This window comes from Empedobacter sp. UBA7611 (assembly GCF_002484365.1).
Taxonomy (GTDB): domain Bacteria; phylum Bacteroidota; class Bacteroidia; order Flavobacteriales; family Weeksellaceae; genus Empedobacter; species Empedobacter falsenii_B.
In genome coordinates this window covers 15,669-38,506 of sequence record NZ_DLJR01000033.1, presented here as the reverse complement: position 1 = coordinate 38,506, position 22,838 = coordinate 15,669, and the positions used below count along the sequence as shown (strand labels likewise).

At 32.9% G+C, this 22,838-nt stretch carries 23 protein-coding genes; 7 read left to right on the top strand and 16 right to left on the bottom strand.

All coding sequences use genetic code 11. The features are described from left to right. Window positions 1-48: 48 nt before the first annotated feature. The 3 genes from B3R94_RS04760 to B3R94_RS04750 all read right to left on the bottom strand — a co-directional run bounded on the left by B3R94_RS04760 (window position 49) and on the right by B3R94_RS04750 (window position 2,395). Window positions 49-891 carry an OmpA/MotB family protein gene (locus B3R94_RS04760; RefSeq protein ID WP_181816279.1) on the bottom strand — a complete coding sequence of 281 codons (843 nt, stop codon included), beginning with the start codon at window positions 889-891 and terminating at the stop codon, window positions 49-51. A 148-nt stretch (window positions 892-1,039) separates the two neighbouring features. Continuing rightward, window positions 1,040-1,495 carry a peptidoglycan-binding protein LysM gene (gene lysM, locus B3R94_RS04755; protein ID WP_038336838.1) on the bottom strand — a complete coding sequence of 152 codons (456 nt, stop codon included), beginning with the start codon at window positions 1,493-1,495 and terminating at the stop codon, window positions 1,040-1,042. 63 nt (window positions 1,496-1,558) lie between these two features. Then, on the bottom strand, window positions 1,559-2,395 hold the full coding sequence (locus B3R94_RS04750; protein ID WP_291099009.1) for a hypothetical protein: 837 nt from the start codon (window positions 2,393-2,395) through the stop codon (window positions 1,559-1,561). Window positions 2,396-2,520: 125 nt separating this feature from the next. On the opposite strand from B3R94_RS04750, the gene B3R94_RS04745 reads away from it, so the two are divergent. After that, complete coding sequence (locus B3R94_RS04745) at window positions 2,521-3,561, top strand: asparaginase (RefSeq protein ID WP_180905964.1); 1,041 nt, start codon at window positions 2,521-2,523, stop codon at window positions 3,559-3,561. 62 nt (window positions 3,562-3,623) lie between these two features. On the opposite strand, the gene mdtD is transcribed toward B3R94_RS04745, so the two are convergent. After that, on the bottom strand, window positions 3,624-5,027 hold the full coding sequence (gene mdtD, locus B3R94_RS04740; protein WP_038336841.1) for a multidrug transporter subunit MdtD: 1,404 nt from the start codon (window positions 5,025-5,027) through the stop codon (window positions 3,624-3,626). Window positions 5,028-5,100: 73 nt separating this feature from the next. Here mdtD and B3R94_RS04735 point away from each other — a divergent pair, with 73 nt between their 5' ends. From B3R94_RS04735 to B3R94_RS04720, 4 genes are all read left to right on the top strand, one after another. Beyond that, window positions 5,101-5,757: a TatD family hydrolase gene (locus B3R94_RS04735; protein WP_286475826.1), complete on the top strand. Its 657-nt coding sequence runs from the start codon at window positions 5,101-5,103 to the stop codon at window positions 5,755-5,757. A gap of 14 nt (window positions 5,758-5,771) precedes the next feature. Continuing rightward, window positions 5,772-6,494, top strand: coding sequence for a tRNA threonylcarbamoyladenosine dehydratase (locus B3R94_RS04730; protein ID WP_280063035.1), 723 nt, complete (start codon window positions 5,772-5,774; stop codon window positions 6,492-6,494). 60 nt (window positions 6,495-6,554) lie between these two features. Then, window positions 6,555-7,262: a hypothetical protein gene (locus B3R94_RS04725; protein ID WP_291099002.1), complete on the top strand. Its 708-nt coding sequence runs from the start codon at window positions 6,555-6,557 to the stop codon at window positions 7,260-7,262. A gap of 96 nt (window positions 7,263-7,358) precedes the next feature. Continuing rightward, window positions 7,359-7,979 carry a hypothetical protein gene (locus B3R94_RS04720; RefSeq protein ID WP_038336845.1) on the top strand — a complete coding sequence of 207 codons (621 nt, stop codon included), beginning with the start codon at window positions 7,359-7,361 and terminating at the stop codon, window positions 7,977-7,979. Window positions 7,980-8,080: 101 nt separating this feature from the next. On the opposite strand, the gene carB is transcribed toward B3R94_RS04720, so the two are convergent. From carB to B3R94_RS04680, 8 genes are all read right to left on the bottom strand, one after another. Then, the gene (gene carB / locus B3R94_RS04715; protein ID WP_291098999.1) at window positions 8,081-11,311 is read right to left on the bottom strand and encodes a carbamoyl-phosphate synthase (glutamine-hydrolyzing) large subunit; all 3,231 of its coding nucleotides are present in this window, start codon (window positions 11,309-11,311) and stop codon (window positions 8,081-8,083) included. Window positions 11,312-11,322: 11 nt separating this feature from the next. Continuing rightward, entirely contained in the window at window positions 11,323-12,411 is a 1,089-nt protein-coding gene (carA, locus tag B3R94_RS04710) for a glutamine-hydrolyzing carbamoyl-phosphate synthase small subunit (protein ID WP_291098996.1), read from the bottom strand. Further along, on the bottom strand, window positions 12,404-13,540 hold the full coding sequence (locus tag B3R94_RS04705) for an aspartate aminotransferase family protein (RefSeq protein ID WP_114999099.1): 1,137 nt from the start codon (window positions 13,538-13,540) through the stop codon (window positions 12,404-12,406). Before B3R94_RS04705 ends, carA begins: the two co-directional genes overlap by 8 nt. 27 nt (window positions 13,541-13,567) lie before the next feature. Then, a complete protein-coding gene (locus B3R94_RS04700) occupies window positions 13,568-13,930 on the bottom strand; it encodes a four helix bundle protein (protein WP_291098993.1) in 363 nt (120 codons plus the stop codon). 33 nt (window positions 13,931-13,963) lie between these two features. After that, a complete protein-coding gene (gene argC / locus B3R94_RS04695) occupies window positions 13,964-14,950 on the bottom strand; it encodes an N-acetyl-gamma-glutamyl-phosphate reductase (protein ID WP_291098990.1) in 987 nt (328 codons plus the stop codon). A 94-nt stretch (window positions 14,951-15,044) separates the two neighbouring features. Then, the gene (gene argG, locus B3R94_RS04690; RefSeq protein WP_125350294.1) at window positions 15,045-16,226 is read right to left on the bottom strand and encodes an argininosuccinate synthase; all 1,182 of its coding nucleotides are present in this window, start codon (window positions 16,224-16,226) and stop codon (window positions 15,045-15,047) included. A 7-nt stretch (window positions 16,227-16,233) separates the two neighbouring features. Next, complete coding sequence (locus B3R94_RS04685; protein WP_038336857.1) at window positions 16,234-16,686, bottom strand: arginine repressor; 453 nt, start codon at window positions 16,684-16,686, stop codon at window positions 16,234-16,236. Window positions 16,687-16,756: 70 nt separating this feature from the next. Then, entirely contained in the window at window positions 16,757-17,335 is a 579-nt protein-coding gene (locus B3R94_RS04680; RefSeq protein WP_038336858.1) for a GNAT family N-acetyltransferase, read from the bottom strand. 251 nt (window positions 17,336-17,586) lie between these two features. Between B3R94_RS04680 and argB the strand changes: the two genes are divergently transcribed. Beyond that, on the top strand, window positions 17,587-18,354 hold the full coding sequence (gene argB / locus B3R94_RS04675; RefSeq protein WP_280051627.1) for an acetylglutamate kinase: 768 nt from the start codon (window positions 17,587-17,589) through the stop codon (window positions 18,352-18,354). Beyond that, entirely contained in the window at window positions 18,348-19,415 is a 1,068-nt protein-coding gene (locus tag B3R94_RS04670; RefSeq protein ID WP_125350296.1) for a M20 family metallo-hydrolase, read from the top strand. The genes argB and B3R94_RS04670 overlap by 7 nt, the downstream gene beginning before the upstream one ends. A gap of 175 nt (window positions 19,416-19,590) precedes the next feature. On the opposite strand, the gene B3R94_RS04665 is transcribed toward B3R94_RS04670, so the two are convergent. From B3R94_RS04665 to B3R94_RS04650, 4 genes are all read right to left on the bottom strand, one after another. Then, a complete protein-coding gene (locus B3R94_RS04665) occupies window positions 19,591-20,538 on the bottom strand; it encodes a hypothetical protein (protein ID WP_038336862.1) in 948 nt (315 codons plus the stop codon). 32 nt (window positions 20,539-20,570) lie between these two features. Then, window positions 20,571-21,098 (bottom strand): ExbD/TolR family protein, encoded by a 528-nt coding sequence (locus B3R94_RS04660; protein WP_038336863.1) that lies wholly within the window; start codon window positions 21,096-21,098, stop codon window positions 20,571-20,573. Window positions 21,099-21,116: 18 nt separating this feature from the next. Then, window positions 21,117-21,707, bottom strand: coding sequence for a biopolymer transporter ExbD (locus tag B3R94_RS04655; protein WP_280037740.1), 591 nt, complete (start codon window positions 21,705-21,707; stop codon window positions 21,117-21,119). 88 nt (window positions 21,708-21,795) lie between these two features. Beyond that, window positions 21,796-22,608, bottom strand: a complete 813-nt coding sequence (locus tag B3R94_RS04650) for a MotA/TolQ/ExbB proton channel family protein (protein ID WP_038336866.1) — start codon at window positions 22,606-22,608, stop codon at window positions 21,796-21,798. Between the last annotated feature and the right edge of the window lie 230 nt (window positions 22,609-22,838).

Here is a 22,838-nt window from a genome sequence, read left to right as displayed (position 1 = left end):
CACACTTTAAGAGACAGTCCTTATATTAATTTGATTTTTTTATCAAAATTAGTTTTTTGGAGCTTGCCCAATTAAATCCATAAATTGATCTAACTTAGGTAAGATAATAATTTGTGTACGACGGTTTTTAGATTTTCCTTCTGCAGTAGCATTTGTAGTTAATGGGTTATATTCTCCACGTCCACCAGCTGTTAAACGTTTACCATCAACACCGTATTGGTTTTGTAATGCTTGTACAACAGAAGATGCACGTAAAGCAGATAAATCCCAGTTGTTACGGATGTTTGGTTTAGAAATTGGCACATTATCTGTGTTACCTTCAATCAATACATCGTAATCTTTATAATCGTTGATGATTTTCGCAATTTTACTTAAAGTTTCTCCTGCAGCAGGCGAAATTTCGTAACTACCAGATTTGTACAACATGTTATCAGCTAACGAGATGTAAACAACACCTTTTAATACTTTAACATCAACATCTTTTGCTTCGTTGCTAGATAAAGAACGCGTCAAGTTGTTTGTTAAAACCATATTCAAACTATCCGATTTGCTTTTCGCATCAATCAAATGTTTGATGTATTTGTTAGACTGATTGATTTCGTTCACTAATTCAGAAACATTTTTAGAACCACCATTAATACAATTTTTCAATTGCTCTTGTAATTGTTTAATTTGATTTCTTTCACTCTGAACTGTGTTTTCGTACTGACCTTGGTTAGATTCAAAATTAGCTAATTTAGCTTTCGCTACAGCCAATTCTGTTTGACATCCTTGGTTCTCAGAATAAGCAGAGTTGAATTTATTTTGTAATTCATCATACTTCTTCTGACTCACACAACTAAATAAAGTTGAAGCAGCGATAACCGCTACTGGCAAAATTGAAACTTTCATAATTATTTTTTTATTTCAGTTATACGAATATATGCTATTATTTTTTATTGCGAGTAAATATTCCGCAAAAACCATGCTGTAAAAACATAAAACTCCTACAATCATTTGGTTGTAGGAGTTTTAACGTGAATATTTTATTTCTATTGTATTAATCCTGAGGAATATACAAAACTTGACCTGGATAAATCTTATCTTCGTGTTTTAACATTGGTTTGTTTGCTTCGAAAATTTTTGGGTATTGCATTGGATCTCCGTAAACTTCTTTGGCAATTTTAGATAAAGAATCTCCACTTTTTACAGTGTACATTGTCTTAGATAAATCTGGAATTTCGATTTTCAAAGGTGTTTTCAATGTTAATTGATCTTCTACTCCTTCCACTCCATCAATGTTACCTGCTGTTGCTAAAATTTTTTGTTTCTCATTGATGTCCAACGCTTGTCCAGCTACTACAATTTTATCTCCATCAGCAGAAAAAGTTACTCCTGACAAATCAAATCCTTGTTTTGCAACTTGTTCTTGTACTTTAGCTGCTTTTTCTTCTGGTGTTTCTGCACCTCCGAAGACTTTTTCTCCGGCATTTTTGATAAATGAAAATAATCCCATAACGAGTTGATTTTAATAATATTTATTTGTTGATATTTAGTAAATATATAATTTCTCTAACAATTATCGTGCAATTGACGAAAATTTCTTTTTTAAATTTTCTGTAATCGAGCGTTGTTGGTGAATTTGACTTGTTAATTGATTAATTTTTGCATCCAAACCTTTATCATTCTCTTCGGCAGTTTGTATTTTTCCGCTCAATGTTACTACTTGATCTTCTATCGATCGCAAAGAATTTTCTGTTTTTATCTTTTTCTTCATCAAACCGTCGGTTACTTTATCATTCGATTCTCTTTCCAATTGATTTACGACTAACTCCAATTTATCACCCAAAGCCTGCTTTTTACTTTCTAATTTCAATAAGGCATTATTATTTTTTAAATAAGATTTGATCGAACTTCCTTTTTTCAACTGAGCATCCGCATTTTCTTTAGTCAATCGAATCATATTTTCGTTCGCTAACCTCAACTCATTTCGTACACAACCTTGCTTCGTTTTAGTCGCTAAATCTTGCAATTGCGCATAAATTTTATCAAACTCTGCCGAATTACTATTAAATGTCATTCCATTTTGATCTGTTAATGTATTAATCACGGTCGTTTTTCCATTTTCTTCATCAACCAAACTAATCACAGATTTATACACATCTTGCGAATTTTTGAACTTGATATTACTCGCTTCATGTCTTTTCAAAAAAGCAGAAGAACCTTCTTTGTTCGTTACCCAATTTTCCCACGATTTCACAATCAAATTCTGCGCACAATTATCCGTAGAAAAAGCAAAAGATTTCAGTTCTTGTCCGTTCATTTCGTACTCAACTTCAAACAATCCTTCATCAGATTGTGCATTAACATAAGCTGATGTTAACAAAGTTGTAATGGCTAAAAGTAATAGTTTCATCAAGTTGATAGTTTAAATTTATGTTCACAATTATTTATCCAATTTACAAAATATCGGAGTTTAAGAAAAGATGTTGTACAGATTTTTTATAATGGTTAATTTTAACCAGAAATTAATCAAACCGCATGCAAACAAAAATTTTATTAATTTACACAGGAGGAACAATTGGAATGGCGAAAGATTATGGTGACCAATCCTTGAAACCTTTCAATTTTGATAATTTGTTGAAACAAATTCCGGAATTGGGTCTGTTAGATTGTTCTTTCGATTATCATAGTTTCGATACGCCTATAGATTCGTCTGATATGAAACCTAAATATTGGATAGAAATTGCCGAAACCATTCAACAAAACTACGAAAACTATGATGGTTTTGTTGTTTTGCACGGAACAGATACAATGGCGTATACGGCTTCTGCAATGAGTTTTATGATTGATAATCTTGAAAAACCTGTCATTTTCACTGGTTCGCAATTACCAATTGGAGATTTGCGTACAGATGCAAAAGAAAATTTAATTACTTCGATTCAATTGGCTTCATTACGCAAAAATGATAAACCAATTATCAAAGAAGTTTGCGTGTATTTTGAATATAAATTGTTCCGTGCGAATAGAACAACTAAGATTAATGCAGAAAACTTTGATGCTTTCGAGTCGCCGAATTATCCAGTAATTGGAGTTTCCGGTGTTCATCTGGAAGTGAAAGAAGATTTATTGTTAAAAAATGTTGTTACGGATAAACTTTCGATCAACAAAAATCTAAATGCTGATGTTGGTGTCTTGAAGATTTTCCCTGGAATGAATCGTTCTTTTATCGAAAGTGTTTTAAACGCTCCGAACATGAAAGCTTTTATTATTGAGGCTTTCGGAACAGGAAATATTTTTACCGATAGTTGGTTTATTGAATTGCTGGAAGAAGTAACGAATAAAGGAGTTCATCTTATCATCAACACGCAATGTGCTGGCGGAATGGTAGAACTTGGACGTTATGCTACAAGTGATGCGTTACTAAATATGGGCGCAATTTCGAGTTATGATTTGACAATGGAAGCTGCAATTACCAAAGCCATTTATTTATTAGGTCAAAACCTTTCGAAAGAAGAATTCAAAACGCAATACGAAGCAAACTTGAAAGGTGAACTTCGCCATCATTTTTACAATGATTAAATCAAAATAATATAAAACGAAAAAAATCTCTACTTGGTAGAGATTTTTTTATGTTCTAAATTTTATTTCTTCCCCGACATTGAAGCGCCATCAGATTCTCTTAATTTGAAAAAGATGTAAGTTGATAAAATTGTCATCACGCCCATCGTCAAAAATGAATAACGAAAAGCTTGTACTTCCACTCCATTTACAAATCCTGCTTGTCTAAAAACACCTAAAATTAATGCAGCTACAGAAATTCCAAATGTTAGTGATAATTGTTGTGTAACCGATAATAAACTATTCCCTTCGCTGGATGTATTTTCGTCCAAATCGGCTAAAGACAAGGTATTCATCGCCGTAAATTGAATTGAACTAAAAAATCCATTCAAAACCATTAACGGAATGATATAATAAATTGGTGATTTCGATTCTAAAAAGAAAAACATACAAATGATTAATCCTAAAGTTATTGTATTGGAAATCAACGTATTTCGATAACCAAATTTATTCACAATTGGCACAACAAACGATTTTGCAATAATGTTACTTGTTGCAGATGGAATCATAATTAATCCCGCTACAGTAGCCGAATATCCATAACCAACTTGCAATAAAAGCGGAATAAGAAAAGGTATTCCTCCAATTCCTAATCGTGTAATAAGATTTCCTATAATACCAATTCGCAAAGTTCTAATGTTAAACAAATTCAAATCGATTAAAGGATGTTGTTTATGTTTTGCATGATAAATATACAAACCAATCAAAAAGGCAGAAACTACAGTCAATGCCAATACAGTTTGCAGGCCAATCACACGAGAAGATGTCAATTCCATAATCAATGTTAAGACAGTAACTCCTCCACTAAAAAGAATCAAACCTCTGATATCAAATTTAAAAACTGGATGTTTAAAATCGGGGATCGCAAAAGTTGTCATCCAAAGTGCAATAATTCCGAATGGAATATTCACGATGAAAATCCAATGCCATGATAAAGTTTCAACCAAAATACCTCCAATTGTTGGTCCTAAAAGTGGTCCTATTAACCCTGGTATGGTGATAAAATTAATTACTTTTAATAATTCACTTTTTGGATAAGCATATAAAATTGCTAAACGTACAACAGGAACCATCATCGATCCTCCAATCGCTTGTATAACGCGTGAAATGACTAAAAAAGGTAAAGTTGTGGCAAATGCGCAAAGTGTGGATCCAAGTGTAAAAATCAGTATAGCAGATTGAAAAACTTTTTTCGTTCCGTATTTATCCGAAAGCCAACCACTCAAAGGAATTAACAAAGCGATTGTTAACGTATACGCAACAATAATCGACTGAATTTCTAAAGGCGATTTTCCTAATTCTTTTGCGATTGTAGGTAAAGATGTATTTAAAATTGTAGCGTCCAAAGCTTGCATAAAAATTGCCATCGCACCAAGCCATGGCAAAAACTTCAACATTTTTGGACTTAAAATATGATCTGAATTCATTCAAATTCCTATAGCAAATTCTATTCCTATTTTAACATTTCGAAAAATCATTGAAAAAGATTAAATTTGAACTATGTTTCTCAACGCGCATACACATCATTTAGCTCATCAAACAGATGTTTTGGAATTGTATAATCAGTTTCCAAATGAGTTGAATAATGAAGCAAAATTATTTTCGGTTGGGATTCATCCAGCTTACATCAATACCTCATCAATAGAGGAAGAAATCGAAATTATCAATCAAACTATTTCGAATAAAAACTGTTTGGCGATTGGGGAAATTGGATTGGATAAATTGTGCGAAACAGATTTTGAATTACAAATCAATGTTTTTGAAAAACAATTAGAAATTGCAACCCAACATCAACTTCCAGTCATTATACATTCGGTTCGCGCTTATCAAGAAATTTTACACATTCGAAAACAAATGAAATTGACGATTCCGTTTATTTTTCATGGTTTCAATAAGAATGAGCAATTACTCAATCAAATTATTGCGCAAAATTGTTTTGCATCTTTTGGTAAAAATCTTCTATCAAACAAAAACTTACAAATTATATTTGCAAATCTTTCTGCAAATCAATTCTTTTTGGAAAATGATGCAAGCGAAATTTCTATTGAAGAAATTTATACTTTTGCAGCAGATTTGAGAAAAATTACAATCGAGGAATTACAACTTCAACAAGCAGAAAATTGGAAAACAGTTTTCGGTTACGAAGTTCAATCATAATAAAATACATTTCAATGGCAGTTTGGCAAGAAAGAGCTGAATTATTATTCAAAGAAGAAGGTTTAGAAATCCTAAAAAATTCGAACATTTTAGTTGTTGGTTTAGGTGGAGTTGGCTCTTTTGCCGCAGAATTTATTGCACGCGCAGGAGTTGGAAAAATGACTATTGTTGATGGCGATACTGTTGACATTACAAATATTAACCGACAATTGCCCGCTTTGCATTCGACAGTTGGACAACACAAAGTAGATGTGGTAGGTGATCGTTTGATGGATATAAATCCTGAATTAGAATTAACACGTATTAACGAATTTTTGAGTCCAGAACGTACACACGAAATCGTAACAACTGATTTTGATTATGTGTTAGATTGCATCGATTCTGTAACACCGAAAATTAATTTGATTTTAGCTGCAAAACGCAAAAAAATTAAAGTAATCAGCAATATGGGCGCTGGTGGAAAATATTTGGCAAGCAAAGTACAAGTGCGTGACATTAGCAAAACAGATGTTTGTCCGTTGGCAAAAAATGTTAGAAAACGATTAAAAAAAGAAGGAATTAATAAAGGTGTAAAAGCTGTTTTTTCGACAGAAGTTCCTGATGAATCTTCGGTTAAATTAACTGACGGAAAAAATTATAAAAAATCGTTTTACGGAACTAATTCGTGGATGCCTGGTTTATTCGGGTTGCATGCGGCAGAAACGGTGATTCGACATTTATTAAAAAAAGATAAATAATTAAGTACTTTCTTAAAGATTTAATTAATTTAGTTGCGAATTAACAAAGAGACGAAAAAAATGAAAATCAATTACGATTATATCACATACGAGGATGTTTTGAGAGCGCGTCAATTTATGTACGAGCAAGCGTTGGAACAGAATGCGACTAATTCGTTGTTGAACACTGCGAGAGATTTATTTGGAAACAGCAATTTCGAGATGTGTATCAAAATTTGTGAAGGTTTATTGGATGCAAAAGACCCAAAACAAATGTACGATGCTAAGAAATTAATTGCTTTATCATATTATAGTTTACAAGATTTTGAGAATGCGGATAATGCATTTTTCGATATCGCTCAAAACTCTGATAATTCAGACGATTGGTTTAATGTTGTCATTTCTGCAGCTTTAAATAAAAATATCGAACGTAGTAAAGAATCTTTTGGAATTGCATTAGAAAAATACACGAAATTTGGTCATCAACGTAATATGCCTTCAGTACAATTGATGTTGCATTACATGATTACGTTAGAAACTGTAAAAGAATACGTTTTGGCTTTGGAACAATGTAGAATGTTGGTACAAGTTTACGCTAAATTGAAAAAAACAGACGAAAAATTCTTAAGTTCTCGTGGTTTAGTACAAATCGAAAACTTTTTAGAAACTGCAAAACCAGTTTTGAAAAAAGCGAAAAAGAAAGAATTAACTGAAATCAAAAAAGAATTGGTTGAAGCCTTAGACGCAAACGGCGTAGAAAAAGTAGAAGCTTTTTTTGCTGAGTTTTAAGCCAACTATTTTTACAAGAAATAAAAAAATCCACTTCATCAGAAGTGGATTTTTTGTTTGGATAAATATTGTAAATTAGAGGAAACACTGATTTGAATGAAATACTTTTTTACTTTCATATTTTTAATCTCAACTTTTACGTTTGGTTGTAGTTGTGGAGAATTTCCATCTGTTAAAAATTCATTTGATGAATTTGATGAAATTATAATAGGAAAAGTCATTAAAATTGATACAACTCTTTATGATTATTCTTCAAATCCTGTTTTTGCTTATACATTTGAAATCGAGAAAAATTTCAAAAAAAATATAGATATTACAAATAAAAAACAAAAATATTATACAACTATTTACACACCTGCCTCATCAATGTTTGGAGGTTGCGGAAGTAACTTCGAATTAAATGAAACCTATTTAATTTATGGATTTATCACAGATTTTAGCATCTATACAAATATTTGTACAAGAACTTCTGATTTAAAATTTGTTGAACAATCTGAATTAGAAGAATTAGAAAAACTTAGTAAAGAATATCTGAAAAAAAACACTCTTAATATTCCGCCTCCTCCAAATTCTAGTAAAGAGAATTTAATCCAAAAAGAGTTTGAATTGTATAAATTATCAGCCGAAAAAAGAAATAAATATTATTGGATAGGTTTAAGTCTTTTAGGATTTTTATTGACTATTAGTATATTTTTCAATTTTAGAAAAAGAAAATAAATTTAGATTCCTCCTTTGTCGGAATGACAAACAACACTAACAACATAAAAAAGCCTCGCAAATGCGAGGCTTTCTAACTTCTAATATCTAGATTCTAATTTCTATTTATTACGGTATTCATTCCAAGTTTTGATTTTTAAATCATCCATCGATAATTTTGTAAATGCATTAATGAAAGCCGAAGCTAAACGTGCATTTGTTACCAACGGAATATTGAAATCTACAGCTGTACGACGAATTTGATAATCGTTGTCTAATTCCGCTTTTGTTAAGTTTTTCGGAATGTTGATCACCATATCAATTTTCTTGTCATGTAAATAAGACATTACATTTGGCTCTTTTTTATCAGAAGGCCAGTAAACAAGCGTAGAATACACATCATTTTCTGTAAAAAATTTGTGCGTTCCTTCTGTTGCATAAATTTTGTAACCTTTTGCGATTAATTGTTTCGCAGGCTCTAATAAAGCAACTTTAGAAGCAATTGGTCCCCCAGAAATTAAAATGGTTTTCTCAGGAATTTCATATCCAACAGATAACATTGATTTTAATAAAGCTTCTTCTGCTGTATCACCGATACACCCTACTTCTCCTGTCGAAGACATGTCAACTGATAAAACTGGGTCAGCTCCTGCTAAACGTGTAAATGAGAACTGAGAAGCTTTCACTCCTACATAATCTAAATCGTAAACGATTTCTGAATGTCCTTTTTCTACTTCTAATCCTAATAAAACTTTTGTTGCTTTTTCGATTAAATTATTTCCTGCAACTTTCGATACGAATGGAAACGAACGAGAAGCACGAATATTAGTTTCGATAACACGAACTGTATTATTTTTTGATAAAAACTGAATGTTCATTGGTCCAGAAATTTCGAAACGTTTTGCAATTTTCGCTGCAACTTTACGCATTTGACGAATTGTTTCGATGTACACTTTTTGTGGTGGATAATACATTGTTGCATCTCCTGAGTGAACTCCCGCAAATTCTACGTGTTCAGAAACTGCGTAATCTACAATTTCTCCATTTTGACAAACTGCATCCAACTCAATTTCTTTTGCTCCTTGTACGAATTCTGAAACTACAACTGGATAATCAGGAGAAACTTCTTTCGCTAATTTCAAGAAAGCATCTAGCTCATGTGTATTCGAAACTACGTTCATCGCAGCTCCAGATAAGACATAAGAAGGACGAATTAACACTGGGAAATTAACTTCTTCCACAAATTTGTGAATTGCTTCTAAAGAAGAAAGCTCTTTCCAACGTGGTTGATCGATTCCTAATTCATCTAATATTTCTGAGAATTTGTGACGATTTTCTGCATCATCAATTCTTAAAGGAGAAGTTCCTAAAATATTAATTGATTGATCGTACAATTTCATCGCTAAGTTATTTGGAATTTGACCTCCTGTCGAAATAATTGTTCCTTCAGGTTGTTCAAAATCTAAAATATCCATTACACGTTCAAAAGACAATTCTTCGAAGTATAAACGATCTGACTCATCATAATCTGTCGAAACCGTTTCTGGATTATAGTTGATGATAATTGTTTTGTAACCATTTTTTGATGCTGTATGCGCTGCATTTACAGAACACCAGTCAAACTCTACAGACGAACCAATACGATAAACTCCAGATCCTAAAATACAAACTGCTTTCTCAGTTTCTGGCTCCAAATCATTTTCAGTTCCGTGATAGGTTACATATAAATAATTTGTTTGTGCTGGGAATTCTGCTGCTAACGTATCAATTTGTTTTACAACAGGTTTAATTCCGAAGTTTTTACGTAATTCACGAACTGTTAATTCGTTTCTGTGTACGTTTTGATCTCCTTTTACTAAAACTGCAATTTGTTGATCCGAGAATCCTAATAATTTTGCACGTTTTACTAAATCTGCTTCAACTTGTTCAAATCTTTCTAACGCTTCAAATTCTTTTGATACATTAAAAATTCTTTCTAAACGTTGTAAAAACCATAAATCGATTTTTGTTAAATCATGAATTTTTTCAATCGAATATCCCGCTTTGAAAGCTTCAGTAATCGCATATAAACGCTCGTCATTTGGCTCAGCTAACCAAGTATCCAAAGATTCTCCTTCTGGAATCTTAAATCCGTTTGCTACAAAACCTCTGTGTCCGATGTCTAACATACGAACTCCTTTCTGAATTGCTTCTTCGAAAGAACGTCCAACAGCCATAACTTCTCCAACAGATTTCATTGCAGAACCAATGTTACGACGAACACCGTAGAATTTATTTAAATCCCAACGAGGCAATTTCACTACACAATAATCTAACGCAGGTTCGAACATCGCAGATGTCGTTTGCGTTACACTATTTTTCAACTCATCTAAAGAATAACCTAAAGCCAATTTAGCAGCCACAAAAGCTAAAGGATAACCTGTTGCTTTTGAAGCTAAAGCAGACGAACGTGATAAGCGAGCGTTAACTTCGATTACACGATATTCTTCTGAAACAGTATCGAAAGCATACTGAATGTTACATTCTCCAACTACACCAAGATGGCGAATTGTGCGAATAGCAACTTCACGTAATTTATGATATTCTGAGTTTGATAATGTTTGAGATGGTGCAATTACGATAGATTCTCCTGTGTGAACACCAATAGGATCGAAGTTCTCCATGTTACAAACTGTGATACAGTTATCGTAAGAATCACGAACTACTTCGTACTCAATTTCTTTCCATCCTTTTAATGACTCTTCCACTAAAACTTGAGAAGAATAATTGAATGCTTTTTCAACTAAATCTAATAATTCTTCTTCGTTATTTGCGAAACCAGAACCTAAACCTCCTAAAGCGTACGCCGCACGAATGATTAATGGGAAACCGATGCGTTTACCAGCTGCCATTGCGTCTTCTACAGTTTCTACTGCTTCTGAACGAGCAGTTAAAACACCAATTTGGTCTAATTTTTCGATGAAAATATCACGATCTTCCGTTGCTTCAATTACTGGAATTTGAGTTCCTAAAACCTCAACACCATATTTCTCGAATATATTTTCTTTATTTAATTCAACCGCACAGTTTAAAGCTGTTTGTCCTCCAAAGGCAACTAAAACTCCGTCTGGTTTTTCTTTTTTAATGACTTCTTCCACAAAGTAAGGCGTTACAGGTAAGAAGTAAACTTCGTCTGCAATTCCTTCAGAAGTTTGAACAGTTGCAATATTTGGATTAATTAAAACTGTTTTAATTCCTTCTTCTTTTAACGCTTTTAACGCTTGCGAACCAGAATAATCAAACTCACCAGCTTGACCAATTTTTAATGCTCCTGATCCTAATACTAATACTTTTTTAATATCTTTTTTTAACATCGTGATTCTGATTATGCGTTTGCGTTTTTATATTTTTTTACTTCTTCGATGAATTCATCAAATAAATATTCTGTATCAACTGGTCCTCCCATTGCTTCTGGGTGGAATTGAACTGTAAAAATTGATTTTGATTCGTGACGAATTCCTTCACATGTTCCATCATTTAAGTTCGTAAAGAATGTTTTAAATCCTTCTGGTAATTTCGAATCATCAACTGCGAAACCGTGGTTTTGAGATGTAATGAAACATCTTTTTGTTCCTACTAATTGTACAGGTTGATTATGCGAACGGTGTCCGTATTTTAATTTAAAAGTAGATGCACCAGCCGCTAAACTTACCAATTGATTTCCTAAACAAATTCCGAAAATTGGTTTATCTGCTTTCAAAGATTCTTTAATATTATTAATTGTAGGAATACATAAAGCAGGATCACCAGGTCCATTCGAGATAAATAATCCATCATATTCTAATGTTGAATAATCATAATCCCAAGGAACTCGAATTACCTCAACATCACGATTTACAAAACAACGGATGATATTATTTTTCACCCCACAATCAATCAAAACAATTTTGATATCAGCACCTTCGTTGTAACGAATTACTTCTTTACAAGAAACTTGATCTACTAAATTATCTTCGTTTGGATCGTAATATGCAACATCTGTATCAGCAACAATTTTTCCTAAAGTAGAACCTTGCTCACGTAATTTTTTTGTAATCATACGTGTATCTACGCCATAAATACCAGGGATATTTTGACTTTCTAACCAAGCTCCTAATTTTTGAATAGCGTTCCAATGCGAATAATCATCAGCATAATAAGAAACAACCAAACCAGTTACTTGAATTTGGTTCGATTCCATCCAAGCTTCAATTTCATTAATCATTGCTTTATCATCTGGAACACCATAGTTTCCGATCATTGGAGCTGTCATCACCATAATCTGCCCTTTGTAAGAAGGGTCAGTCAAACTTTCATTATATCCAACCAAAGCTGTGTTGAATACTACTTCTCCTGCGGCAGAAGTATACGCACCGAAAGATTTTCCTTCGATTTCTAATCCGTCTTGGAATACTAATTTTACTGTCTTATCCATTGATGATAATGTTAATTTCAGTTTCTAAAGCTGATATGAATTTATCTATGTATTGTTTTGTTACTGTTAAAGGTGGTAATAAACGAATAACGTTTGTACCTGCGTAGCCTACAAAAATATTGTGTTTTGTAACTAAGTTATTTTTTAATTCGCCGATTGGGAAATCAAACTCGATTCCAATCATTGATCCTCGACCACGAACTTCTTTAATTTTTGGAAATTTATTTAATTGGATTCCAACATATTCTCCAATTTCTTTTGCATTTTCGATTAAGTTTTCTTGCTCAATCACATCTAAAACGGCTACCGCTGCAGCACAAGCTAAATGATTTCCTCCAAAAGTTGTTCCTAATAATCCGTAAGAAGCTTTAAATTCTGGAGAAATTAAAACACCACCGATTGGAAATCCATTCCCCATTCCTTTTGCCATCGTAATCAAATCTGCTTTGATACCAGAATGTTGATGTGCAAAGAATTTCCCTGAGCGTCCGTAACCACATTGAATTTCATCTGCGATTAAAACCACTTCATTTTCTGTACAAACTTTTCTTAATTCTTGTACAAATTCGTCTGTTGGTAAAATAATTCCTCCTACTCCTTGAATTGGTTCGTAAATAACCGCTGCTACATCTCCTCCTGCAATTACTTCTTTTACTTCATCAATATTAAAATTGACAAAAGATACTTTATGATGTGCATTAAAAGGTGCCACAATTTTTGGATTATCTGTCAACGCAACTGTTCCCGAAGTACGTCCGTGAAAAGCATCTTTGAACGCAATTACTCTGTCTTTTCCTGTATGAAAAGAGGCTAATTTAACTGCATTTTCGTTGGCTTCTGCTCCAGAGTTAATCAAGAATAAAGTATAATCTTCGTAACCTGATGCTTTACCTAATTTTTCTGCCAATTCTTGCTGAATCGGAATATTTACTGAGTTTGAATAAAACCCGATATTATTAATTTGTTCTGTTAATTTCTCAACATAATATGGATGCGAGTGACCGATAGAAATCACTGCGTGACCTCCATAAAGGTCCAAATATTCTTTTCCGTTTTCGTCCCAAAGAATACAATCTTTAGCTTTAACCGGAGTTACATTCATTAATGGATATACGTCGAATAGTTTCATTTTCTTTTAAGTTTTACGTTTAACGGTTTACGCTAAACGATTATTAATTGTTTTAATAAAAGCTAATAACATCGCTTTTACTTTTTCAACTTTATATTCAAGTTCTTTAAATATTTCTCCTGTTATCAATTTCAAATCTTTTGATAGAATCAATAAATAAAGCGTTTCATTTGTAGAACCTAAAGAGATATGAAGGAATCGTAAAAAATCTTTATCCGAATTTCTACCACAACCTTCTGCAATATTTGCTGGTATAGAAGATGATGCTCTTTTAATTTGAGAAATTAATCCAAATTGTTCTTCTTTTGGAAATTGATTTACAATTTTATATAAATCTAAAACCAAGAGATGTGAACGATTCCAAACTTGTAATTTTCTATAATCTTGCATACTCAAAACTTATAACTCAATACTCACAACTTTTTAAAACGCCACAGTTTTAAGATTAAGTCCTAAGTTTTCTTCCCAACCGAACATCAAGTTCATGTTTTCTACGGCTTGTCCAGAAGCTCCTTTTGTTAGATTATCGATGATAGAAGTGATTAACAATACATCGTCTTGTTTCTGGATATGTAAAAAACATTTGTTGGTATTTACGACTTGTTTCAATGCAATTGGTGCGTCAGAAACATGTGTAAAAGGTTCGTTTTTGTAATATTCGTTGAAGATATTTTTTGCTTCTTCTTCTGATAAATCAGATTTTAAATAAACACCTGCTAAAATTCCGCGCGCAAAATCTCCTCGCATTGGTAAGAAATATACTTTGTTATTGAAATCTTTTTCTAATTGATTCAATGTTTGGTAAATTTCTCCTTCGTGTTGATGCGTAAATTCTTTGTAGAAAGAAACGTTATTGTTTCGCCAACTAAAGTGCGTAGAAGCTGATAAACTTTGTCCAGCACCTGTAGAACCCGTTACAGCATTGATATGAATATCATTTTTGATTTCATTTTTCGCTGCCAATGGTAACAATGCTAATTGAATAGCTGTTGCAAAACAACCTGGATTTGCAATATTTTGAGCTGTTTTGATTGCTTCGCGATCTAATTCTGGTAAACCGTAAACAAACGTTCTATCTTCGAAAATGTGGTTCTCATTTAATCGAAAATCGTTGCTCAAATCAATAACTTTTGTGTTGGCTGAGTATTTATTGTTCTGTAAAAACTCTGCCGATTTTCCGTGACCAAGGCATAAAAAAACGACATCAGCATTTTCGTCTATTTTATCCGAAAATACGATGTCAGTTTCTCCAAACAAATCGTCGTGCACTTTGGTAACGGGGTTGCCTGCATTTGATGTACTGTACACAGACGAAATATTAACCATCGGGTGATGTATCAATATTCTTAGCAGTTCGCCTGCTGTGTAGCCAGCACCTCCTACAATGCTTACGTTAATTTTGTTTGTCATTTGTTATGTTTTGCGCGTGTTTTTTTAAGGTATAATACCTCTACTATATTTCTAAAATAAAGTGGACTCGTTGGAATCCACTTTAAAGAATCAATTAATCGAAACTATGAACAATCTTTAATTGATTACCAAATATTTTGATGAAACCTCTTGCATCTCTACTATCCCAAGCTTCGTTTTCTTCTCCATAAGTAGCGACTTTAGATTGCATCATATCATAAGGCGATTCGATTCCAATCATTGAGAAATGATAAGGATTTAATTGTACTTTCACTTTTCCTGTTACATGATTTTGAGAAGATTCTAAGAATGCTTCGATATCACGCATTACTGGATCCAAGTATTGTGCTTCGTGCAATAAAGTTCCGTACCAGTTTGATAACGAATCTTTGTGCAACAATTGCCATCTTGTAAGTGTATGTTTTTCTAATAAGTGGTGTGCTTTGATTAATAAATAAGCTGCTGGCGCTTCGAAACCTACACGTCCTTTGATACCTAAAATTGTATCTCCTACGTGGATGTCGCGACCAATTGCATATTCACCACCGATTTCGTTTAATTTTTGAATTAATGCAACTGGAGATAATTTTTCTCCATCTAAACCTACTGGAATACCTTTTTCAAATTCAATTTCGATAACAGATGGTTCTGTTCTTGATAATTGTGTTGGATAAGCTTCTTCTGGCAACGCTTGGTTAGATGTTAATGTTTCTACTCCACCAACAGATGTTCCCCAAATTCCTCTGTTAATAGAGTATTTAGCTTTTTCCCAACTATAGTTTACACCATTTGCTTGTAAATATTCAACCTCTTGTTGACGAGATAATTTTTCGTCGCGAATTGGTGTGATGATTTTAGATTGTGGTGAAATAACTGCAAAAGCAACATCAAAACGAATTTGATCGTTTCCTGCTCCTGTAGATCCGTGTACAATGTATTCTGCATCTACATCTTTTGCATACTGAGCAATTGCAATTGATTGAAACATACGTTCTGCACTTACTGATAATGGATAAGTGTTATTTTTCAAGATGTTTCCGTAGATTAAGTAGCGAACACAATCGTTGTAATATTTGTCTGTAATATCAATTGTAACGTGTTTAGAAGATCCTAATTCGTAGGCACGTGCTTCGATATCTTTTAACTCTTCTGCCGAAAATCCACCAGTATTTACAATTACTGTATGCACTTCCATTCCTTGATCTTTTGTTAAGTTAACCAAACAGTACGATGTATCTAAACCTCCACTGTAAGCTAAAACTGCTTTGTTGCTCATTGTTTGTTTATTTGTTTATATTGGGAATAATTCTTCTTAATTCATTGGTAACCTCTTCTCGGCTACTCTCTTCTTTCATTACGATTAATACCGTATCGTCTCCAGCTATTGTTCCAATTATGGTATTGAAATGTGTGTTGTCAATCTCAAAAGCGATTCTGTTTGCATAACCTGGTTTTGTTTTGATAACTCCCAAATTTTTAGAGAAAATCAAACTTGCATTTTCGTTATGTGTAACGGTTGCTGTTGGAACAGCACTTTCTGTAAGGCGATAAATGTATTGTCCTGAACTATTAGGAACTTTTGAAACTTTCAATTCGCGCAAATCTCTCGATAAAGTTGCTTGAGTAACGGAGATATCTAAATCGATTAATTTTTTTAATAATTCGTCTTGATTACTTATTTCTTGATCTGTTATTAAATCTTTTATAATCTGGAATCTGTATTTTTTATTACTCATTTTGAATATTTATTCGAAATTTTATGCAAATATACTCATTTTAGACAAAAAAAAACCTTAGTTCGTATATTTATTCATCTTCTTTTTTTGATTGATTTGCCAATGCGCGCTTAGCGTACTCGTCATCAAGGTTATCATAAACCAATCCTGTACAAATACAACGCTCACGATCATTTTCCATCAAGATGTGATAGTTTTTACAACTTTTACATCCATTCCAAAATTCATCCGATTGTGTTAATTCCGAAAATGTTACTGGCTTGTATCCTAATTTTGTGTTCATACGCATTACAGCTAAAGAAGTTGTAATACTAAAGATTTTTGATTTCGGGAATTTTGTACGTGACAATTCAAAAACAGCGTGTTTTATTTCGCGTCCAATTCCTGAACTCCTTAAATCTGTACGAACAATTAAACCTGAGTTTACGACGAATTTTTCTTCTTCGTACGTTTCTATGTAGCTAAACCCTGCTATTTGATCATCATCATCAAAAGCAATCACAGCATTTCCATTACGCATTTTGCGTTCAAGATAAACTGGATTTCGTTTAGCAATACCCGTTTTTCTCATACGAGCTGATTCTTCGTACCATTCGCACAACAATTCTGTGTACTTGGCATCATCTGCATTTGCTATTCTAACATACATAATTTAAGGGAAAGTCGATTAATAAAGAGGAATTGAGAAAAGATGACCTTTTGTCATCACACTTAAGTAAAATATGAGAACCAAAAGGTGTGCTTTCATTGCGAAAGCTACTCTCATAATTGAGAAGAACAATTTCAGTAATTTCTTCCATTAATCAACAAGATATTCAGTTATTATACTGAGATGCAAAGTTAAATATTATATTTTTGTATCACCAAAAAAAAGCAAACAAAATTTACATATTTATTAAAATGTTGAAAATTATTAAAATAGGAGGCGGAATTATCGATAACGAGCAAGACTTAGAACAATTCCTACAAACGTTTTCCGAAATTAAAGAACCTAAAATTTTGGTTCATGGAGGAGGAAAAGGTGCTTCGAAGATGTTAAATCAATTGGGAATCGAACCAAAAATGATCGAAGGTCGTCGCATTACAGACAAACCAACATTGGATGTTGTCACAGGATTATATGCTGGAAATTTGAACAAATCTATCGTTTCTAAATTACAAGAATTTGGATGCAATGCATTAGGATTATCTGGTGCAGATGGTAATGCAATCAAAGGTTCTAAGCGTCCTGTAAAAACTATTGATTATGGTTTTGTTGGAGATTTGAATCATGAAAGTGTCAACAAAGAATTATTTCAATTATTAATTGATAACAATATCACACCAGTAGTTTGTGCGATTACACATGATGGAAATGGACAATTGTTGAATACTAATGCAGATACTATTGCCTCTACAATTGCGGTTGCTATGTCACAAGAAAATGAAGTAGAATTAAATTTCTGTTTTGATAGAATTGGCGTACTTCGTGATGTAAATGATGACACAACATTGATTCCAAAAATTAACGAAACTTTATATTTGCAGTTAAAAGAAGAAGGTGTAATTTTCGAAGGAATGATTCCAAAATTAGACAATTCATTCAAAGTAATCAATGCGGGTGTAAAAAATGTATGTTTGGTGCACGCGCGCAACATTAACTCAGAGATTAAAACAATTTTATGTTAGAATTAACTGTTCTCAAAAAGAAAGCTGTCGATTTGTTGTGTCAATTAATCGAAACTCAATCTTTTTCGAGCGAAGAAGATAAAACGGCCGATATTATTTTCAAGTTTTTAACTGATCATGGTGCTACGGCTCATCGTCAGAATAACAATGTTTGGAGTATTCATCCAAATTTTGATGAGAACAAAAAAACAATTTTATTAAACTCTCATCACGACACTGTAAAATTTGGCTCTTCTTGGACATATGATCCATTAAAAGCTACAATCGAAGGTGATAAATTAGTAGGTTTAGGAAGTAACGATGCAGGAGCTTCTGCGGTAAGTTTATTAGCCACTTATATCAATTTTTTGAATGATGATTTACCATTTAATCTAATTGTCGCAATCACAGCTGAAGAAGAAAGTTCAGGGCAATTAAATGTTGCAAGTATTTTACCTAATTTACCAAAAATCGATTTGGGAATTGTAGGAGAACCTACGCAAATGGACATGGCAATTGCAGAACGTGGTTTGGTTGTAATGGACGTAATTGTAAAAGGAAAAACTGGACATGCTGCAAGAAACGAAGGTGTAAATGCAATTTACGAAGCGATTGATGTGATGAATTGGTTCAAAACGTATCAATTCGAAAGAGTTTCGGATATGTTAGGACCAGTTAAAATGACGGTTACACAAATTGAAGCAGGAAAGCAACACAATGTTGTGCCAGATGAATGTCGTTTGGTTGTAGATTGTCGTGTAAACGAATTGTACTCAAATCAAGAAGTCGTTGATATTATTTCGAGTTGTTTACCAAAAGCAGAAATTAAAGCACGTTCGTTGCGTTTAAATTCTTCACGTATTTCAGAAAATCATCCAATTGTACAAAAAGGAATCGAATTAGGTTGTACAACATATGGTTCGCCAACAATGTCGGATCAAGCAATGATGAATTTCGAAACGGTAAAAATGGGACCTGGAGATTCTGCTCGTTCTCATACACCAGACGAATATATTTATTTATCCGAAATAGAACATGGAATTGAACGATATACAAGTTTATTAAAAGATTTTACGTTTTAAATTAAGAATAAACTCTTATAATCGAAAAAGCATCTTCATACAATTGAAGATGCTTTTTAATTTTATCAAAACTGATAATTAAAACCTGCAAAACATAAAGATATGTTCTAAAAATTAAACACAAAAAAAGAGGCTAATTAATTTTAGCCTCTTTTTTTATATATGAAATTAAGTCTTACTCAATTTGCATTTTAACTGGAATGTTGAAATTCAACTTCGCAGCACGACCATCTTCTGTTTGAGCAGGTTTGATCGTTTTCCCTCTTTTTTGTTGACGTTGTGTAATACGCTCTAAAGCTTTTTTAGCTTCAGGACCTAACTTAGCATCACCCATTGGAGAAATTCCAACGATTCTACCTTCAGTGTCAATTTGGAAAGAAAGTTTAGCAGCTACTACACCAGATAAACCTTGACCAGCAGCGTCATTCGCAAAATCTTGCAACTCGTCTTGTAAATCTTGTGATAACTTTTTAGATAAACAGTCTGTTGCAGCTTGTTTACCTTTTGCAGCATCTTTCTCACAACCAGGATATACCGCCATTACAGCCGCTGTACGAGCAGTTACTGTAGATGGAGCTGCAGGTTCTGTACCTTTCCCTGGATTAGGAGTACTTGGTGTATCCTTTGGTGCTTCTTTTTTAGTATTTACTTCATTAGCACCTCCAGTTTGTGTTGTTGATTTTGGCCCTTCTCTATCTACTAAACCTAAATCTTTATCGGCCATTTCCTTTACTTCGACAATAGGCTCTTCTTTTTTAGGCTGAGCTTTAGGTTCTGGCATAACCACTCTAACCTGAGCTGTTTCTTCTTGATATCTTTGTTCTGGCTCTGGCTTTGGTGGCTCTGGTTCAACCACTTCTTCCTCTTTTGGAGGCTCAGGAATATTCAAATCCTCAAGCTGAACATCTACGACTACGTCTTCTGACTTTTTACTTTCAAACAAACCTGTTGCAGAAGCAATAAGACCAAAAGCTAAAATCGCAATTACTATAAATCCACGAATGAAAGCTTTCAATAATGTACTCTTCTCAGACATTCTCATGTCATAAGCTCCATACGCTTTATTTCTACCTTCAAATACAATCTCGTCTAAGGATTTTAGTTTGTTGTTATTTTCTGACATTTTAATTCTTTTAAATTTAACAATTAAACTAATTATTTACCTACTTTTTCGTCGAACACTTTTTGTTCAAAAGGTGCAACAGGTACGATTCCGTAACGAGTAGACTTTGTAATTTCCATTTCATCTAAGATAGTTACTAAATTATCATACGTAGCATCATCCATAGGTTTGATAATTACAGTAAACTTATCTTTATCTGCTCTACCTTGTGCTGCTGTAATAACATCACGAATTTTAGAGTAGTCAGTTTCATTTAGAGTTCCTCCGTTTAATCCTGCCTGATCTTGTTGATGCCAAAATAACTTATTATCCTTTCCAATTAAAATTGATATAGAATTATTCAATTTTATTTCTGGTTTATCAGTTGGATCTAATTTGTCAATTTTTGGAGGCATATTCAAGTTCATTACATTTGGTTTGATCGATGTCGCCGCAAACATAAAGAAAGTAATTAATAAGAAACCTAAATCAACCAAAGGAGCCATATCGACTTTCGTCGAATTCTTTTTGGAACGGACTTTCTTTCCGCCACCGTCATCGTGACTTTCTATTTGTGCCATTTTCTAATTTCTTAATAATTATTCTTGAGATGTAATTAACTGGAACTTATTCATATTTTTCATTTGCAATTGTTGAATCAAATTCTTGAATTGAATATATTCAGATTTTTGATCCCCTTTAATTGCCAAGAAAATATCTGGGTTCACTTCTTTTGCTTCAAATACCCAATCAATTAATTCTTGATTTTTGTTCGGTATCGTATCTAATGGAATACCAGGATGATATGATTGTTGTTTATCAGTAGACTGATTCAAATAATTTCTCATCTCTTTCATTGGTACACCAAACTCTACTATGCTTTTGAATGCATTCTTTTCAGCATCTGTAAACTTTACTCCGTACTTATCACCCATTCTTTCTAATGTAGGAATACGATCTTTTTCTTCTAATCCGAATAAGAACTTACCTTCACCATCAATTTTAATGATCATCATGTTTTCAGCAGCCATTTTTTGGTTCGAAACAGATGTTGGTGTTACGACAGGAACAACTTCAGGTTCTCTAAAGTTAGATGTCAAAATAAAGAAAGTTAACAAAAGCCAAGCCATGTCAGACATAGCTGTTAAGTCCATCGAAGGACCTCTTCTTTTTGGTTTTACTCTTGCCATTTTCTCTGTATTATTAATTAATATTCTAAATTGTTTGTTGTTTGATTTTGTCCTTATACTATCCTTCTAAGGCTTCGTCAATTGAATATTAATTGTGAGCAGAGAAAGATTGTTGGATACTCATTCCTACTTCGTCAATTTTGAATGTTAAATCATCAATTTTAGAAGTTAAGAAAGCATACATAATAATAGCGAATGCAGAAGCACCAATACCCATACCTGTATTAATTAAGGCTTCGGCAATACCTACTGATAATTGAGCTGCATCTGGAGATCCTCCTCCTTCACCTAATGCGAAGAATGCTTTAATCATACCGATTACTGTACCCATTAAGGCAATTAACGTACCTACAGAAGCAATTGTAGAGATAATAGTCATGTTTTTCTCTAATGTTGGCATTTCTAATGTAGTCGCTTCTTCTAACGTTTTACCTAATTGAGCTAATTTTTGCTCTTTGTTTAACGTTGTGTCGTTTTCTAAAGCTTTGTAAGTTGTTAAACCTTCTTTAACTACGTTACCTACAGCTCCTTTTTGTTTGTCACATAATTCGATTGCTTTGTTAACTTCATTTTTGTTTAATAAAGCACGAATGTCATTTACAAACTTCTCAGCAGATCCAGTTCCTTTTGCTTTGTTTAAAGCGATAACACGGTCAATTGAGAAAACGATTACCATAAAGAAGAAAGACATTAAGAATGGAATAATCACCCCTCCTTTATGAATAATTCCTAAAAAGTTTAAAGGATTACCTTTTTCTACATCTCCTCCTTCGAAATTACCTTCTGCTCCAAATACAAACTTGAAGATCCCCATTGCGATTGCAATTAAAATGATCATAGTAATCACAGGGTTAAGACCTCCCTTTTTAGTTTTAGCTGGTACTGTTACATTCTTTTCCATTTACTAATTCTTTTAAATATTATGATTTTTATTAATGTGGGTGTAAATTAAGTGAAAATTTTTTAATTCTTCTAAATTTTTTACGTTGTTATCATATTAAATTTTCAATCTACTTGAAATCAATAGAATTTTTTACTGATTTGACAATTAAAAAATAATCAAAACAATATATCTAATATTAAACAATGTATAATTTTATTAAAATCAGCCTTCCCACAAAAAATAACCTA